At 70.8% G+C, this 17,032-nt stretch carries 12 protein-coding genes; 9 read left to right on the top strand and 3 right to left on the bottom strand.

From position 1 onward, the window contains the following. Positions 1–103 precede the first annotated feature (103 nt). The gene (locus ACFWYS_RS02855; protein ID WP_384762477.1) at positions 104–1,075 is read right to left on the bottom strand and encodes an LLM class flavin-dependent oxidoreductase; all 972 of its coding nucleotides are present in this window, start codon (positions 1,073–1,075) and stop codon (positions 104–106) included. A gap of 105 nt (positions 1,076–1,180) precedes the next feature. Between ACFWYS_RS02855 and ftsY the strand changes: the two genes are divergently transcribed. After that, a complete protein-coding gene (ftsY, locus tag ACFWYS_RS02850; RefSeq protein WP_384762475.1) occupies positions 1,181–2,392 on the top strand; it encodes a signal recognition particle-docking protein FtsY in 1,212 nt (403 codons plus the stop codon). Between the two features lie 162 nt (positions 2,393–2,554). Here ftsY and ACFWYS_RS02845 read toward each other — a convergent pair whose 3' ends face one another. Further along, positions 2,555–3,211 (bottom strand): bifunctional DNA primase/polymerase, encoded by a 657-nt coding sequence (locus ACFWYS_RS02845; RefSeq protein WP_384762473.1) that lies wholly within the window; start codon positions 3,209–3,211, stop codon positions 2,555–2,557. Between the two features lie 460 nt (positions 3,212–3,671). Here ACFWYS_RS02845 and ACFWYS_RS02840 point away from each other — a divergent pair, with 460 nt between their 5' ends. The 6 genes from ACFWYS_RS02840 (at position 3,672) to ftsH (ending at position 13,396) form a co-directional block, all read left to right on the top strand. Beyond that, positions 3,672–5,165: a hypothetical protein gene (locus ACFWYS_RS02840; protein WP_384762471.1), complete on the top strand. Its 1,494-nt coding sequence runs from the start codon at positions 3,672–3,674 to the stop codon at positions 5,163–5,165. A 333-nt stretch (positions 5,166–5,498) separates the two neighbouring features. Further along, positions 5,499–6,842, top strand: a complete 1,344-nt coding sequence (locus tag ACFWYS_RS02835) for an ammonium transporter (protein ID WP_384762469.1) — start codon at positions 5,499–5,501, stop codon at positions 6,840–6,842. After that, positions 6,839–7,177, top strand: a complete 339-nt coding sequence (locus tag ACFWYS_RS02830; RefSeq protein ID WP_003997576.1) for a P-II family nitrogen regulator — start codon at positions 6,839–6,841, stop codon at positions 7,175–7,177. Before ACFWYS_RS02835 ends, ACFWYS_RS02830 begins: the two co-directional genes overlap by 4 nt. 81 nt (positions 7,178–7,258) lie before the next feature. Beyond that, positions 7,259–9,706: a [protein-PII] uridylyltransferase gene (locus ACFWYS_RS02825; protein WP_384762467.1), complete on the top strand. Its 2,448-nt coding sequence runs from the start codon at positions 7,259–7,261 to the stop codon at positions 9,704–9,706. 85 nt (positions 9,707–9,791) lie between these two features. Further along, positions 9,792–11,345, top strand: coding sequence for a signal recognition particle protein (gene ffh, locus ACFWYS_RS02820; RefSeq protein ID WP_384762465.1), 1,554 nt, complete (start codon positions 9,792–9,794; stop codon positions 11,343–11,345). A gap of 110 nt (positions 11,346–11,455) precedes the next feature. Continuing rightward, entirely contained in the window at positions 11,456–13,396 is a 1,941-nt protein-coding gene (gene ftsH / locus ACFWYS_RS02815; protein ID WP_384762463.1) for an ATP-dependent zinc metalloprotease FtsH, read from the top strand. Positions 13,397–13,483: 87 nt separating this feature from the next. Here ftsH and ACFWYS_RS02810 read toward each other — a convergent pair whose 3' ends face one another. After that, entirely contained in the window at positions 13,484–14,341 is an 858-nt protein-coding gene (locus ACFWYS_RS02810; protein ID WP_384762461.1) for an SAM-dependent methyltransferase, read from the bottom strand. A 198-nt stretch (positions 14,342–14,539) separates the two neighbouring features. Between ACFWYS_RS02810 and proS the strand changes: the two genes are divergently transcribed. Both proS and ACFWYS_RS02800 read left to right on the top strand, forming a co-directional pair. Continuing rightward, a complete protein-coding gene (gene proS / locus ACFWYS_RS02805) occupies positions 14,540–15,955 on the top strand; it encodes a proline--tRNA ligase (protein ID WP_384762459.1) in 1,416 nt (471 codons plus the stop codon). A gap of 262 nt (positions 15,956–16,217) precedes the next feature. After that, positions 16,218–16,814 carry a hypothetical protein gene (locus tag ACFWYS_RS02800; protein ID WP_384762457.1) on the top strand — a complete coding sequence of 199 codons (597 nt, stop codon included), beginning with the start codon at positions 16,218–16,220 and terminating at the stop codon, positions 16,812–16,814. Positions 16,815–17,032 lie beyond the last annotated feature (218 nt).

Genomic DNA, 17,032 nt, shown 5'->3' with positions numbered 1-17,032 from the left:
GGGGGGTGGACAACCCCCCCCCGACACCGCTCCCCCCTCCCCCCGCCGCGCCCGCGGGGGGCGCCCCGCGGCCGCCCGGGGGGGCGGTGTCGTGTACGGCGGGTCAGGTGCCGAGTCCCGGCAGCACCCGCTCACAGAACAGCCGCAGACTCCGCCACCCCTCCTCCACCGGCATCCCGCCCGACAGCGGATGCAGCACGTAGTTGTCGAAGCCCAGCGCCACGCACTCCTCGGGCGTCACGATCCGGTACACGCCCTCGGCGCGCAGCTCGTCCACCGTCGTGGCCGCCGACTTCACCGCCGAGCGGATCTCGCCGGACTGCCAGGAGGCATACGTCCGCGCCTCGTGCAGGAAGTGGCGGCCGTGCTCGGCCCAGGCCCGGTCGGGGTCCTCGGCGATGTGCAGCAGGGGGGTCTCGGCGGCCGGCATCATGGTCCACCCCTCGGTGCCGTACTCGACCAGCCGCTCCTTGTAGTACGCCTCCAGCTCCGGCAGATGCGCGCTGGGGAAGAACGGCAGGCCGAGGCGGGCGGCCCGGCGGGCGGCGGCCTTCGAGGAACCGCCGACCAGGAGCAGGGGGTGCGGGTCGGTGAACGGGCGGGGGGTGACCCGTACCGTACGGCCGCGGTACTCGAACTCCTCGCCGGTCCATGCCTTCAGCAGCGTCTCCAGCAGCTCGTCCTGGAGTCTGCCGCGCCGCTTCCAGTCCACGTCGAACTGGGCGTACTCCTCGGGCCGGTACCCGATCCCGGCGACCGTCACCAGCCGCCCGCCGCTCAGCAGATCCAGAACGGCGATCTCCTCGGCGAGCCGCAGCGGGTCGTGCAGCGGGCCGATGATCGCCGAGACCGTGACGGCGAGGCGCTCGGTCGCGCCGAAGACGGCGGCCGCGAAGGCGAACGGTGCCGGCAGCCAGTTGTTCTCGGCGCCGTGATGCTCCTCGGTCTGCACGGTGGTGATGCCGTGCTCGTCGGCGTACGCGGCCATCCGCACGGCGGCCTGGTAGCGGGCGGCCAGCGCGGCGGGGGTCGCGGCGGGGTCGACGAGGTTGAAGCGTACGACCGTGACGGGCATGGGGGTCCCCCTTCACCGGGCGAGTGTGAAGGCGGACGTTAGCTGACGGTGTGTCAGACATCCAGAGGGGTGTCGCAGGACTCCATGGCCGATACTGGACGGGTTATGGACATCGTCATCCTTGCTGTAGTCATCGCCGTGGTCGTACTCGGCGCGCTCGGCGGGCTCATCGTCGGCAGCCGGCGCAAGAAGCCGCTGCCCCCGCCGCCGCCCGCCGCGCCCGACATCACCGCCCCTCCGGCCGAGCCGCACGTCGGCGACGAGGCCGAGACGCCGCGCGACGAACCGCGCCGGACCATAGAGGAGGTGGATCTTCCCGACGGCTCGACCGGGGTCGCTGTCGAGGAACCGCCCGTAGTCGAAGAGCTCCCGCCGACCGAGATCGAGGTACCGGAGCCCACCGCCGGCCGCCTGATCCGCCTGCGCGCCCGGCTCTCCCGCTCCCAGAACGCCCTGGGCCAGGGGCTGCTCACGCTCCTGTCGCGCGAGCACCTCGACGAGGACACCTGGGAGGAGATCGAGGACACCCTGCTCACCGCCGACGTCGGTGTGGCTCCCACCCAGGAACTGGTCGACGGACTGCGCGAGCGCGTGAAGGTCCTCGGCACCCGCACCCCGGAGGAACTGCGCGGCCTGCTGCGCGAGGAACTCCTCAAGCTGGTCGGGACGGACATGGACCGCGTGGTCAAGACCGAACCCGAGACCAGCAAGCCCGGCATCGTGATGGTCGTCGGCGTCAACGGCACCGGCAAGACCACCACCACCGGCAAGCTCGCCCGCGTCCTCGTGGCCGACGGCCGCAGCGTGGTCCTCGGCGCCGCCGACACCTTCCGTGCCGCCGCCGCCGACCAGCTCCAGACCTGGGGCGAGCGGGTCGGCGCCTACACCGTGCGCGGTCCGGAGGGCGGCGACCCCGCCTCCGTCGCCTTCGACGCGGTGAAGGAGGGCAAGGAGATGGGCTCCGACGTGGTGCTCATCGACACCGCCGGACGCCTGCACACCAAGACCGGCCTCATGGACGAGCTCGGCAAGGTCAAGCGGGTCGTCGAGAAGCACGCGCCGCTGGACGAGGTGCTGCTCGTGCTGGACGCCACGACGGGGCAGAACGGCCTGGTCCAGGCCCGCGTCTTCGCCGAGGTCGTCGACATCACCGGCATCGTGCTCACCAAGCTGGACGGCACGGCCAAGGGCGGCATCGTGGTCGCGGTTCAGCGGGAGCTGGGCGTACCGGTGAAGCTGGTCGGGCTCGGCGAGGGTGCCGACGACCTGGCGCCGTTCGAGCCGGAGGCGTTCGTCGACGCCCTCATCGGCGAATGAGCCCCCTTTGCGCCTGAACCGGCGCCGCTCTCGCGGACCTGGTTGCTCGCCGTCGTGGTTCCTCAATTGATGGTTGCGGTGCGTGAGTGGTGAAAACGCGAGAAGGGCCCCACCGCACGGTGCAGGTGCGATGGGGCCCTTCGCTGTTGCCGCCCGGCGGGGTCAGGCCCGCGACCGGTGCGCCACGTAAGCGAGCGTCCCCAGCAGCAGCCGCGCAGCCGGCGGCTTCGTCGCCGTGTCCAGTGCCGGTGGCCGCAGCCAGCGCACCGGGCCCAGGCCGCCCCGGTCGGACGGCGGGGCCGTGATGTGCGTACCGGGGCCGAGGCCGCCCAGATCGAGGTGGGTCGGGTCGTCCCAGCCCATGCGGTAGAGGAGCTCGGGGAGTTCGGCGGCGGCGCCGGGGGCGACGAAGAAGTGGGCGCGGCCGTCGGGGGTGGCGGTGACCGGGCCGAGGGGGAGGCCCATGCGTTCGAGCCGGGCCAGCGCGCGGCGTCCGGCGGGTTCGGCCACCTCGATCACATCGAACGCGCGCCCGACGGGCAGCATCACCGCGGCGCCCGGGACCTCCGCCCAGGCCTTGCTGACCTCGTCGAGCGTGGCCCCGGCCGGAACCTCGGGTGCGAACTCAAGGGGATGTGCGCCGGGAGCGTCACACTCGGAGTGGCCGCACGAACAGGCGCCCGCCGCGGCCCGCGCGCCGGGCACCACGTCCCAGCTCCACAACCCGGTGAACTCGGCGACGGTGGTGCACTCCGAGGAACGGCCGCGTCGTCGCGAGCCGGATCGGATCTCCCGGATGCCGCCGATCGTGAAGCCCATGCCCCCTCCAACGGGTCCAGCGCGCCGGTGGTTACGACGCGGATGCGGAACGTGACCCTGTGTGTTCCCTGGGTCGACCGGTTACCCCCTGGCTCCGCTCGGTTCACGCGGCGCTTTGAGGTGCTCAGGGTGGTGGACTCCGCAATGCACGCCCCAGAGTGCTTCGCTCCGCCCACTTCCGGCCGTCCCATGTCAAGTGAATCGCGTAGAGGCCACCGTTAGTTCATTCGAAGGGGTGGCGAATGGTGGCGATTCCGGGATCGCCATGGCTGGGGGCGTGATCGTAGGATTACTGTGAGTGCACACAGCTTCGGGGCACATGCGCTCGTGGGTATGCCGGGGGCAAGTCGGCTTTCCGTTCGAAGGGTGACAACCGCCGGACGGGAGACCGTATTTACCGGCATTCTGATAGGGCTTGGCGCACTCGGTGACAAGTGGTCCAAGGGATGGGGGCGTTCCAGTGAGCGGCAACAGCGGAAGCGGTACGAGTGCAGGTAGCGCATCGCACGCTGACAAGCGCCCTAACGAACTGCTCGCGTCCTGGTTCGTGCGCAGCGGCTGGTCGAAGGGCGAACTCGCCCGCCAAGTGAACCGCCGCGCCCGCCAGTTGGGTGCCAACCACATCTCGACCGACACCTCCCGTGTACGCCGCTGGCTGGACGGCGAGAATCCCCGCGAGCCCATCCCGCGGATCCTGTCGGAGCTGTTCTCCGAGCGGTTCGGCTGTGTCGTCTCCGTCGAGGACCTCGGCCTGCGCGCCGCCCGTCAGTCACCCTCCGTGTCCGGCGTCGACCTGCCCTGGACGGGTCCGCAGACGGTGGCCCTGCTGAGCGAGTTCTCCCGCAGCGACCTGATGCTGGCGCGGCGCGGCTTCCTCGGGAGCTCACTGGCCCTGTCCGCGGGCCCGGCGCTGATCGAGCCGATGCAGCGCTGGCTGGTCCCCGCGCCGCCCGCCCTGCACCACGAGCCCCGGCCCGTCCCCTCCACGCGTGCGCGTGGCCGTCTGTCCAAGCCCGAGCTGGACCTCCTGGAGTCCACCACCGTGATGTTCCGGCAGTGGGACGCCCAGTGCGGCGGCGGCCTGCGCCGCAAGGCGGTCGTGGGCCAGCTGCACGAGGTCACCGACCTGCTGCAGGAACCCCAGCCCGAGGCCACCACCCGCAAGCTGTTCAAGGTCGCCGCCGAGCTGGCCGAACTGGCCGGCTGGATGTCCTACGACGTCGGACTGCAGCCCACCGCGCAGAAGTACTTCGTCCTCGCGCTGCACGCCGCCAAGGAGGCCGGTGACCGGCCGCTCGGCTCGTACATCCTCTCCAGCATGAGCCGCCAGATGATCCACCTCGGCCGGCCCGACGACGCCCTGGAGCTGATCCACCTCGCGCAGTACGGCAGCCGGGACTGCGCCGGCCCGCGCACCCAGTCGATGCTGTATGCGATGGAGGCCCGCGCCTACGCCAACATGGGCCAGCCCGGCAAGTGCAAGCGGGCGGTCCGGATGGCCGAGGACACCTTCACCGAGGCCGTGGACTGGGACGAGCCGGACCCCGACTGGATCCGCTTCTTCTCCGAGGCCGAGCTGTACGGCGAGAACTCCCACTCCTACCGCGACCTCGCCTATGTCGCCGGCCGCAGCCCGACGTACGCCTCGCTGGCCGAACCCGTGATGCAGCGGGCCGTGGACCTGTTCGAGAAGGACGGCGAGCACCACCGGTCGTACGCGCTGAACCTGATCGGCATGGCCACGGTGCATCTGCTGCGCCGGGAGCCCGAGCAGAGCGCGGTCTACGCCGAGCAGGCCATGCGTATCGCCAAGAAGGTGCGCTCCGAGCGCGTCAACACTCGTATTCGAAAGACCGTCGACACGGCGGTACGCGACTTCGGGGATCTCGCCGAGGTCGTGGACCTCACCGACCGGCTCGCGGTGGAGCTGCCGGAGAGCGTCGAGGCGGTCTGAGCCCGGCGGCCATTCCCGGAAACCCCCAGAACCCCGGCCGCGGCCGGCCCTCCCGAACTGCCCGACTCGGCTCCCCCATGCCAGGTCATCGGAAGGCCCGCCGCGGCCGGCTCTCTTCCTTCAAAGAAGGTTGCGCCACGATAACGATCGAGTGGCGCAACATCTCGCAGTTCATCAATGCGTAACACGCACGGCGTCTTCGTCACGGCGGCGAAACAACGAGGGGCTTCCAACGAAACGGCGCTGCGCCAATCTCATGGCGCATAACCGGCCCACCCCTCATTCCGCTCAGGCTTCGCCCGCACGGGGCCGTACCAACCCGAGGAGACGCCGATGGCACCAGCCATCATGATGGCGGCAGACAAGGTAGAGCTGTCGCCCGCCAACACAGGTTTCATGCTCATCTGTTCCGCCCTGGTGATGCTCATGACCCCAGGCCTGGCCTTCTTCTACGGAGGCATGGTCCGCGTCAAGAGCACCCTGAACATGCTGATGATGAGCTTCATCAGCCTCGGGATCGTCACCATCCTGTGGGTGTTGTACGGCTTCTCCATGGCGTTCGGCACCGACTCCGGCAGCCTCATCGGCTGGAACTCCGACTGGGTCGGCCTCACCGGGGTCGACAAGGGCGAGCTCTGGGGTACCTACAACATCCCGCTCCTCGCCTTCATGGTCTTCCAGCTGATGTTCGCGATCATCACGCCCGCGCTGATCAGCGGTGCTCTCGCGGACCGGGTGAAGTTCTCGGCCTGGGCGCTGTTCATCGCGCTGTGGGCGACGATCGTGTACTTCCCCGTGGCCCACTGGGTCTGGGGTGAGGGCGGCTGGGCCTTCGACTTGGGCGTGATCGACTTCGCCGGTGGTACGGCGGTTCACATCAACGCGGGTGCCGCGGCGCTCGGTGTGATCCTCGTCATCGGCAAGCGGGTCGGGTTCAAGAAGGACCCGATGCGTCCGCACAGCCTGCCGCTGGTCATGCTCGGCGCCGGCCTGCTGTGGTTCGGCTGGTTCGGCTTCAACGCCGGATCGTGGCTGGGCAACGACGACGGCGTCGGCTCGCTGATGTTCGTCAACACGCAGGTCGCCACCGCCGCCGCCATGCTGGCCTGGCTGATCTACGAGAAGATCCGCCACGGCGCGTTCACCACGCTGGGCGCCGCCTCCGGTGCCGTCGCGGGCCTCGTCGCCATCACCCCGTCCGGTGGTGCGGTCACCCCGCTCGGCGCGATCGCCGTCGGCGCCATCGCCGGTGTCCTGTGCGCCATGGCCGTCGGCCTGAAGTACAGGTTCGGCTACGACGACTCGCTCGACGTCGTCGGTGTCCACCTGGTCGGCGGTGTCGTCGGCTCGCTCCTGATCGGCTTCTTCGCCAGCGGCAAGGGCCAGTCCGAGGCCACGGGCGTCTTCTACGGCAACCACAGCTTCGACCAGCTGTGGAAGCAGTGCGCCGGTGTCTTCGCCGTCCTGGCCTACTCGCTGATCGTCTCCGCGATCCTCGCCTTCATCCTCGACAAGACCATCGGTATGCGGGTCTCCGAGGACGAGGAGGTCACCGGTATCGACCAGGCCGAGCACGCCGAGACCGCATACGACTTCAGCGGCGCCGGTGGCGGTGCCGCCAAGACCGCCGCCGCGGCCCCGGCCGCCGCAGCCGCGAGCAAGAAGGTGGACGCATGAAGCTGATCACCGCAGTCGTCAAGCCGCACCGGCTCGACGAGATCAAGGAAGCCCTCCAGGCCTTCGGCGTGCACGGCCTGACGGTCACCGAGGCGAGCGGCTACGGTCGTCAGCGGGGCCACACCGAGGTCTACCGCGGTGCCGAGTACACCGTGGACCTGGTCCCGAAGATCCGCATCGAGGTACTGGCCGAGGACGACGACGCCGAGCAGCTGATCGACGTCATCGTCAAGGCCGCCCGCACCGGCAAGATCGGTGACGGCAAGGTCTGGTCCCTGCCGGTCGAGACGGCCGTACGGGTCCGGACCGGTGAGCGCGGGCCGGACGCGCTCTGAGGACGCGCTTCGCGAGAAGTGCTCTGGAGAGACGCGCTCCACGAGTGGCGCTCTGAACAGAAGAAGGACAGGAGTCGCTGGGTGTCGGGTACGGACGTTCGCAAGGATGCAGAGGACTCGGGACCCAGCGGCTACGCGGCGGCCCGGCTGCGTCTCCTCACCGAGGGGGCGCAGTCCGGGCCGCCGCGCCGTGCCGCCCTCGCGGAGCTGACCGACGAGTGGCTGACCGGCCTGTTCGCGGCCGGTGCCGAAGGGCTGCGCGGTGTCTCCCTGGTCGCCGTCGGCGGATACGGCCGCGGCGAGCTGTCCCCGCGCAGCGACCTGGACCTCGTCCTGCTGCACGACGGCGGTGACAGCAAGGCGGTGGCGGCGCTGGCCGACCGCATCTGGTACCCGATCTGGGACCTCGGCCTCGCCCTCGACCACTCCGTGCGTACGCCCGCCGAGGCCCGTAAGACGGCCGGCGAGGACCTCAAGGTCCAGCTGGGCCTGCTGGACGCCCGGCACATCGCCGGCGACCTGGGACTCACGGCCGGACTGCGCACGTCGGTCCTCGCCGACTGGCGCAACCAGGCGCCCAAGCGCCTGCCCGAACTCCAGGAGCTCACCGCCGAGCGCGCCGAGCGGCAGGGCGAGCTGCAGTACCTCCTGGAACCCGATCTGAAGGAAGCGCGCGGCGGTCTGCGGGACGCCACCATCCTGCGCGCCGTCGCCGCCTCCTGGCTGGCCGACGCCCCGCGCGAGGGCCTCGCCGACGCCCGGCGCCGACTGCTCGACGTACGCGATGCCCTGCACCTGACCACCGGGCGGGCCACCGACCGGCTCGCGCTGCAGGAGCAGGACCAGGTCGCCGGCGAGCTCGGGCTGCTCGACGCGGACACGCTGCTGCGCCAGGTGTACGAGGCGGCGCGGGTCATCTCGTACGCCAGCGATGTGACCTGGCGTGAAGTGGGGCGCGTCCTGCGGGCACGCGCCGTACGGCCGCGGCTGCGCGCCATGCTCGGAGGCGGGAAGCCGACCCCCGAGCGCTCCCCGCTGGCGGAGGGCGTGGTCGAGCAGGACGGCGAGGTGGTGCTCGCCCGCGCCGCGCGCCCCGAACGCGACCCCGTACTTCCCCTGCGCGCCGCTGCCGCCGCCGCACAGGCCGGACTCCCGCTCTCCCTGCACGCTGTACGGCGCCTGGCGGCCACCGTGCGCCCGCTGCCCACGCCCTGGCCCGCCGAGGCGCGCGAGCAGCTGGTGACCCTGCTCGGCTCCGGGACACCGACTGTCGACGTGTGGGAGGCGCTGGAGGCCGAGGGGCTGATCACGCACTTCCTGCCCGACTGGGAGCGGGTGCGCTGCCGTCCGCAGCGCAACGCCGTGCACATCTGGACCGTCGACCGGCACCTGATCGAGACGGCCGTGCGCGCCTCCGAGTTCACCCGCCGTGTCCACCGCCCCGACCTGCTCCTGGTGGCCGCGCTGCTGCACGACATCGGCAAGGGCTGGCCCGGCGACCACTCGGTGGCCGGCGAGATCATCGTCAAGGACGTGGCCGCCCGCATCGGCTTCGACCGCGACGACGTCCTCGTCCTCTCCACTCTCGTACGCCATCACCTGCTGCTCGTCGAGACGGCCACCCGGCGCGACCTGGAGGACCCGGCCACCGTGCACTCGGTCGCCGAGGCGGTCGGCTCGCCGGGCACCCTGGAGCTGCTGCACGCCCTGACCGAGGCCGACGCCCTGGCCACCGGTCCGGCGGCGTGGTCGTCCTGGCGCGGGTCACTCGTCGCCGACCTGGTGAAACGGGTCGCGGCCGTGCTCGCCGGGGACGACCCGGTCGAGCCCGAGGCCGCCGCGCTCACCGCCGAGCAGGAGCGGCTCGCCATCGAGGCGGTCGCCACCGGCAGTCCCGTACTCGCCCTGCGCGCGCAGACCGAGCCGCCGGCGGAGGGGCAGCCCTCCGGCGATCCGGAGCCGCTCGGCGTGGAGCTCATCATCGCCGTACCGGACCAGCCGGGCGTGCTGCCCGCGGTGGCCGGCGTCCTGGCGATGCACCGTCTGACCGTGCGCACCGCCGAGCTGAGCGCCCAGGATCTGCCGGACGGCGTCGACGGCTCCGTGCTGCTGCTGAACTGGCGGGTCGCCGCCGAGTACGGCTCGCTGCCGCAGGCCACCCGGCTGCGCGCCGATCTCGTACGCGCCCTGGACGGCTCCCTGGACATCGCGGGCCGTCTCGCCGAGCGGGACGCGGCCTACCCGAGGCGCCGGGGCGTGGTGGCCCCGGCGGCGAGGGTGTCGGTCCACCCGGCCGCCTCCCGGCTGGCCACGGTCATCGAGGTCCGCGCCCAGGACGCCCCGGGACTGCTGTTCCGGATCGGCCGGGCGCTGGAGGACGCGAGCGTGCGGGTGCGCAGCGCACACGTCAGCACACTGGGCGCCAACGCGGTCGACGCGTTCTATGTCACAGGCCCCGAGGGCGCGCCGCTGCCCGGCGAGGAGGCGGCCGCCGTGGCCCGCAAGCTGGAGGAGACCTTGCGGGCCTGACCCCGGGGATCCCGGCAACCTGTGTCGCCGGGATACCCTGGAGGGCGATTCCCAGCTGCCACCGACCCCGAGGACCGCGAGCGCCGTGTTCGATACTCTCTCCGATCGCCTCTCAGCGACTTTCAAGAACCTGCGCGGCAAGGGACGGCTCTCCGAGGCGGACATCGACGCCACAGCGCGCGAGATCCGCATCGCACTCCTCGAAGCGGACGTGGCGCTGCCCGTCGTCCGGACGTTCATCAAGAACGTCAAGGAGCGCGCGCTCGGTGCCGAGGTCTCCAAGGCGCTGAACCCGGCCCAGCAGGTCCTGAAGATCGTCAACGACGAGCTCGTGACGATCCTCGGTGGCGAGACCCGCCGCCTGCGCTTCGCCAAGCAGCCGCCGACCGTGATCATGCTGGCCGGTCTGCAGGGCGCCGGTAAGACCACCCTCGCGGGCAAGCTCGGCCACTGGCTGAAGGAGCAGGGACACTCCCCGCTGCTCGTCGCCGCCGACCTCCAGCGCCCCAACGCCGTCAACCAGCTCAGCGTCGTCGCCGAGCGCGCGGGCGTCGCGGTCTACGCGCCCGAGCCGGGCAACGGCGTCGGTGACCCCGTCAAGGTCGCCAAGGACTCCATCGAGCACGCGAAGTCCAAGGTCCACGACATCGTGATCGTGGACACCGCCGGCCGCCTGGGCATCGACCAGGAGATGATGCAGCAGGCCGCGGACATCCGGGACGCGGTCTCGCCGGACGAGATCCTGTTCGTCGTCGACGCGATGATCGGTCAGGACGCGGTCAACACCGCGGAGGCCTTCCGTGACGGCGTCGGCTTCGACGGCGTGGTGCTCTCCAAGCTCGACGGTGACGCCCGCGGTGGTGCCGCCCTGTCGATCCGGCAGATCACCGGCAAGCCGATCATGTTCGCGTCGAACGGCGAGAAGCTGGACGACTTCGACGCCTTCCACCCGGACCGGATGGCCTCCCGCATCCTCGACATGGGTGACCTGCTCACCCTGATCGAGCAGGCGGAGAAGACCTTCGACCAGGCCGAAGCCCAGAAGATGGCCGAGAAGCTGGCCTCCAAGAAGGGCCAGGACTTCACCCTCGACGACTTCCTGGCCCAGATGGAGCAGGTCAGGAAGATGGGCTCCATCTCCAAGCTGCTCGGCATGCTCCCGGGCATGGGCCAGATCAAGGACCAGATCAACAACCTGGACGAGCGGGACGTCGACCGCACGGCCGCGATCATCAAGTCGATGACGCCGGGCGAGCGCCAGGAACCGACGATCATCAACGGCTCGCGCCGCGCCCGTATCGCCAAGGGTTCCGGTGTCGAGGTCAGCGCGGTCAAGAACCTGGTCGAGCGGTTCTTCGAGGCCCGCAAGATGATGTCCCGCATGGCCCAGGGCGGAGGCATGCCCGGTATGCCGGGGATGCCGGGCATGGGTGGCGGTCCCGGCCGCACCAAGAAGCAGCCGAAGAAGGCCAAGGGCAAGCAGCGCTCCGGCAACCCGATGAAGCGCAAGCAGCAGGAGCTGGAGGAGGCCGAGCGCCGGTCCGCCGCGGCGCAGGGCGGCGGTGCCTTCGGGGTGCCGGGCCAGCAGGCTCCGCAGGACTTCGAGCTGCCGGACGAGTTCAAGAAGTTCATGGGCTGACGGTCCGTTTCCTGCGACCGTCTCGTCCCGTACGTCACTGAGGGCGCCCTTCTCCACGAGGGGCGCCCTCAGCGCGTGCCAGGGGCGGGCATCTGCCGTAACGTCCAGATATGAGCAATGCCGCGCCACCACGCAAGGCCCCTGACCAGCCGTGGCGCACCGAGGGCACGCCGGAGGAGCCGCCCGGGCGGCCCCGTGGCCGATGGGGGCGCGGCCGGTGGTGGGGGCTCGCCCTGACCGCGGTGATCGTGTTCCTGCTCGCCTATGTGGGGCTGACGTACTTCGACCGGGGCAACGAGCCGACGGTCTCCTACACGGAGTTCAGCAAGCAGGTCGACGCCGACAACGTCTCCAAGATCTACTCCAAGGGCGACGCCATCCAGGGCGAGCTCAAGGACGCCCGCGACAACCCCGACGGCGACGGCGACTACACCAGGTTCAAGACACAGCGGCCGTCCTTCGCGGACGACGACCTCTGGCAGGAACTGAGCAGCCGCGGCGTGACGGTGACCGCGGAGCCGGTCGTGCGGGAGCGCGGTGTCCTGTCCAACCTGCTGTTCTCCCTGATCCCGATCGCGTTCCTGGTCGCGGTCTGGGTCTTCTTCGCCCGGCGGATGGGCACGGGCGGCCTGGGCGGCGCGGGCGGCATGCTCGGCCGCAAGGCGCCGCCCAAACCGGTCGAGCTCCAGCCGGGCACGGAGCGCACGACGTTCGCCGACGTGGCCGGCATCGACGAGGTCAAGGGCGAGCTGGACGACGTCGTCGACTTCCTGGAGCACCCCGACGCCTACCGCAGGATGGGCGCGAAGATGCCGCGCGGCGTGCTGCTCGCGGGCTCGCCCGGCACCGGCAAGACCCTGCTGGCGCGGGCGGTGGCGGGCGAGGCGGGCGTGCCGTTCTTCTCCGCCTCCGCGTCCGAGTTCATCGAGATGATCGTCGGCGTCGGCGCCTCCCGGGTCCGGGAGCTGTTCGCCGAGGCCCGCAAGGTGGCGCCGTCGATCATCTTCATCGACGAGATCGACACCATCGGACGCATGCGCGGCGGCGGCGCCTCGGTGAGCGGTCACGACGAGCGCGAGCAGACGCTGAACCAGATCCTCACCGAGATGGACGGCTTCTCCGGTTCGGAGGGCGTGGTCGTCATCGCGGCCACGAACCGCGCCGACATCCTGGACCCGGCGCTCACCCGGCCCGGCCGCTTCGACCGGGTGGTCAGCGTCGCCCCGCCGGACCGCGGCGGACGTGAGGCGATCCTGCGCATCCACACCCGCGAGATCCCGCTCGCCGAGGACGTCGACCTGACCCAGCTGGCCCGTACGACCCCGGGCATGACCGGCGCGGATCTGGCCAACCTCGCCAACGAGGCCGCCCTGCTCGCCGTCAAGCGCAAGCAGCAGCAGGTCACCCAGTCGGACCTGTCCGAGGCGCTGGAGAAGGTGCAACTGGGCGCCGAACGCACCCTCGTGATGCCCGAGGAGGACCGCCGGCGCACCGCGTTCCACGAGAGCGGACACGCCCTCCTCGGCATGCTGCAGCCGGGCGCCGACCCCGTACGCAAGATCACCATCGTGCCGCGCGGCCGGGCCCTCGGCGTGACGATGTCGACCCCCGAGGTGGAGCGCTACGCGCACTCCGAGGGCTATCTGCGGGGCCGCATCATCGGCGCCCTCGGCGGCATGGCGGCGGAACAGGTGGTCTACGACGTCGTCACCACGGGCGCCGAGAACGACCTCGAACAGGTCACCAACATCGCGCGCGGGATGGTCGCCCGCTGGGGGATGAGCGAGCGGGTGGGCCGGCTGTCCGCCCTGCCGAGCGACGCCCAGCAGGCGTACGGGCTCGCGGCCGCCCCGCAGACCCTCGACGTGATCGACTCCGAGATGCGCAGGATCGTCGACGAGTGCTACGAGGAGGCCTGCCGCAAACTCCGCGACCACCGGGGGCGGTTGGACGCGCTGGCCGAGGCGCTGCTGGAGAACGAGACGCTGGAGGAGGCCGACGCGTACCGGATCGCCGGGATCAGCAGGCTGACGAAGGACGAGGCTCCGTAGCGCGAGGCTCTGTAGCGGAGGTTCGGTGGTGCGAGGTTCGGTGGTGCGAGGTTCGGTGGTGGGAGGCCCGGTGGCGGGACGCCGGGCTCAGGGCACGCGGGCGATCAGGTAGCGGAAGACGTTCGGCATCCATACGGTGCCGTCCTGCCGCAGATGCGGATGCAGCGCCTCCGCCACCTCCTTGTCGACCTGGGTCCGGTCGGTCGCCGCGATCGCCGCGTCGAACAGCCCCGTGGACAGCAGTCCCCGTACGGCACTGTCGACGTCCGCGTAGCCGAAGGGGCACGCCACCCGTCCGGACCCGTCGGGCCTGAGGCCCGCGCGCTGGGCGACCTCCTCCAGGTCGTCCCGCAGGGCCGGGCGCCAACTCCCCGTGCTGCGCAGGGGATCGGCCAGCTTGGTGGCGACCCGCAGCACGGACGACGTGGCACAGCGCTCCGGCGGGCCCCAGCCCGCGAGCACCACGGCGGCCCCGTGCCCGGCCAGCGGTGTCGCGGCCGCGAGCGTCTCACCGAGCCCCTCGGAGTCGCCCGCCAGACACCCGATGGGTTCGAAGGCGGTCACCAGGGTGTACGCGGGCGTCTCCGCGTCGGCCGCGTCCTGTGGTGAGCCGTCGACCAGCCGGGTGCCGGCACACGCGCGCGTGTCCCACGCCTCGGGCAGTAAACGCTGCCGTGCGAGGGTCAGCCGTTCGGGGGAGGAGGACTCGACACCGGTGACGGCCGCGCCTCTGGACGCCGCCATCAGAAGGGCGAGCCCACTGCCGCAGCCGAGGCCGAGCAGCCGGGTGCCGGGGCACACTTCCAGTCGCTCGTAGACGGCCTCGTAGAGCGGGACCAGCATCCGCTCCTGGATCTCGGACCAGTCACGCGCGCGTGCACACAGGTCCACGCGGGGTGCCGGGCCCGCATGAGGCACGTGCTGCCGCACGAGCGTAGGTGTCATGTAAAGCGCCCCAATCCGCCGAGAGTTGCCGCTGTACCCGATTCCGTAGCCCCCGTGACGTGCGCTCGCACTCCCCCCGTATGCCAGGAAACTCCGCGTCCGCACTCTCGTCCAGGGGTTTCGGGGCCCGGCTTGCGGGCCTGCTGTGGGAGCGAAAAGAATTCACATCGCGGCAACGTGGGTCCGTACCATCGCGCCATGGCAAAGGCACCCGTACTCACACCGCGGGCGGACGACTTCCCCCGCTGGTACCAGGACCTGATCAACAAGGCCGAACTGGCCGACAACGGTCCGGTGCGGGGCACCATGGTCATCCGACCGTACGGCTACGGGCTCTGGGAGCGGATGCAGGCCGAGATGGACGCCCGGATCAAGGAGACGGGCACACAGAACGCCTACTTCCCCCTCCTGATCCCGCAGTCCTACTTCGCCCGGGAGGCCGACCACGTCGAGGGCTTCGCGCCCGAACTGGCGGTGGTCACACACGGCGGCGGCAAGCAACTGGAGGAGCCCGCGGTCGTCCGCCCGACCTCCGAGATGATCATCAACGACTACTTCTCGAAGTGGGTGCAGAGTTACCGCGACCTGCCCCTGCGGATCAACCAGTGGGCGAACGTGGTCCGTTGGGAGCTCAGGCCCCGCCTCTTCCTGCGCACCACGGAGTTCCTGTGGCAGGAGGGCCACACGGCGCACGCCACCTACGAGGAGGCGCGCGACTTCGCCGCGCACATCCAGCGGCACGTCTACGGCGACTTCCTGGAGAACGTGCTCGCGATGGACTTCCTGTCGGGCCGCAAGACGGTCAAGGAGCGCTTCGCGGGGGCCATCAACACGCTCACGCTCGAAAGCATGATGGGCGACGGCAAGGCCCTGCAGATGGTCACCAGCCATGAGCTGGGCCAGAACTTCGCCAAGGCGTTCAACACCCGGTACCTGTCGAAGGAAGGCACACAGGAACTGGTCTGGCAGACCTCCTGGGGCTCGACCACCCGCATGATCGGCGCCCTGGTGATGACTCACGGAGATGACAACGGGCTGCGGGTGCCGCCGCGCCTTGCACAGATCCAGGTCGTCGTCCTCGCGATCAAGGGCGACGAGGCGGTTCTGGCCAAGGTCCGCGAAATCGGGGACCGGCTGAAGGCGGCGGGCATCCGCGTCCACATCGACGACCGCACGGACACGCCCTTCGGCCGCCGCGCCGTCGACTGGGAACTCAAGGGCGTGCCGGTCCGCATCGAGGTCGGCCCCCGTGACCTGGAGCACGGCACGGCGATGCTCACCCGCCGCATCCCCGGCAGCAAGGAACCCGTGCCGCTGGACACGCTCGTGCCCCTGCTCCCCACGATCCTCGAAGAAGATCAGCACCTTCTGCTACGGCAGTCCCGCGAACGCCGCGAGTCCCGCACCGCCGACGTGTCGACGATCGAGGAGGCCGTCGAGGCCGCGGTCGCCGGCGGCTGGGCGCGCCTGCCGTGGGCGACGCTCGGCGAAGAAGGCGAGGCCAGACTGGCCGAGCACGCCGTGACCGTACGGTGTCTGCTCGCCGAGGACGGGTCGGTGCCGGACGCCGAGGACGCACCCGGTAACGTCGCGGTCGTTGCGCGCGCTTATTGAGATGACATCCCGTGGGGAGCGAGAGCGGCCGAAACGCCTCTTGCGCATCCGTGAACCACAGGGGACCCGTCGGGTGGACGCGGGCTACGCGCCGGGGCGTACGTCAGGCTACGCACCAGCTTGTTACGAGCTGCGAGGCTTCTCCGCAGATCGGCGCACCCGCCCTCGTCAGGGCGCATCATTCGCAACTGACGGGTACGTGCAAATTATTTGGGATGGCCCGGAATCGGAACACAGCGGCACTCCGGCTCGTTGTCATTACGTGAGCACGACACAGACACCACCTGTTCTCGCCGCAGAACTGGCAGAGGCGTGGGCCGACATTCAGCGGTACCACCCCGAACTGCCGGATCTAGCCGCGCCAGAGTCCCTGATCGGGGAGTCGTCGTCCGCGTGCGGTCACGAGCTCTCCTTCGAACGACTGCTTCACGAGGCAGTCCATGGCATCGCCGCCTCGCGCGGCGTCCGCGACACCTCCCGGGCCGGCCGCTACCACAACCGCAGATTCCTCTCCATCGCCGAGGAGCTGGGCCTGGACCACCCCGAGGAACCGCACCCGAGCAGCGGCTTCTCCCTGGTCACGCTCAACCCCGAGGCCAAACGCCGGTACCGCCCGACCATCGAACGCCTCCAGCGCGCCCTGAAGGCCCACACGGCGGCGACCTCCGCCGACACCAGCCGGACCTTCCGGGGCCCGGCCGCCCGCCACGGCTCCTCCGGCGGCGGCGTCCGCGTCAAGGCGGTCTGCGACTGCGGCCGCAACGTCCGGGTCGTTCCGTCGGTCCTGGCCCAGGCACCGATCGTGTGCGGCGGCTGCGGGAAACCGTTCAGGATCCCGGAGGTCGTGGGAGCGGCGTAACGCGTCATCGCGGGGCATCCGGCACCGGCATCTCGTGGCTGCCGGTCGGACCGCCCGACACGTCGGGGGGGGGGCCCCGGGGGGGGGTTGGGGGGGCTTGGGGGGGGGGGGGCCCCGCGGGTGTCCACCCCCCCCACCGCCGCCCCGGCGCCCAACGACGGACTCGCGCCGTACGGCGAGGGCGAGCCGCTCGGCGGCACAGGCCCCCCCGCCTGCAC

The organism is Streptomyces sp. NPDC059010 (assembly GCF_042740355.1).
In the GTDB taxonomy this organism is placed as follows: Bacteria; Actinomycetota; Actinomycetes; order Streptomycetales; family Streptomycetaceae; genus Streptomyces.
This window is presented reverse-complemented; position numbering and strand designations above follow the sequence as displayed.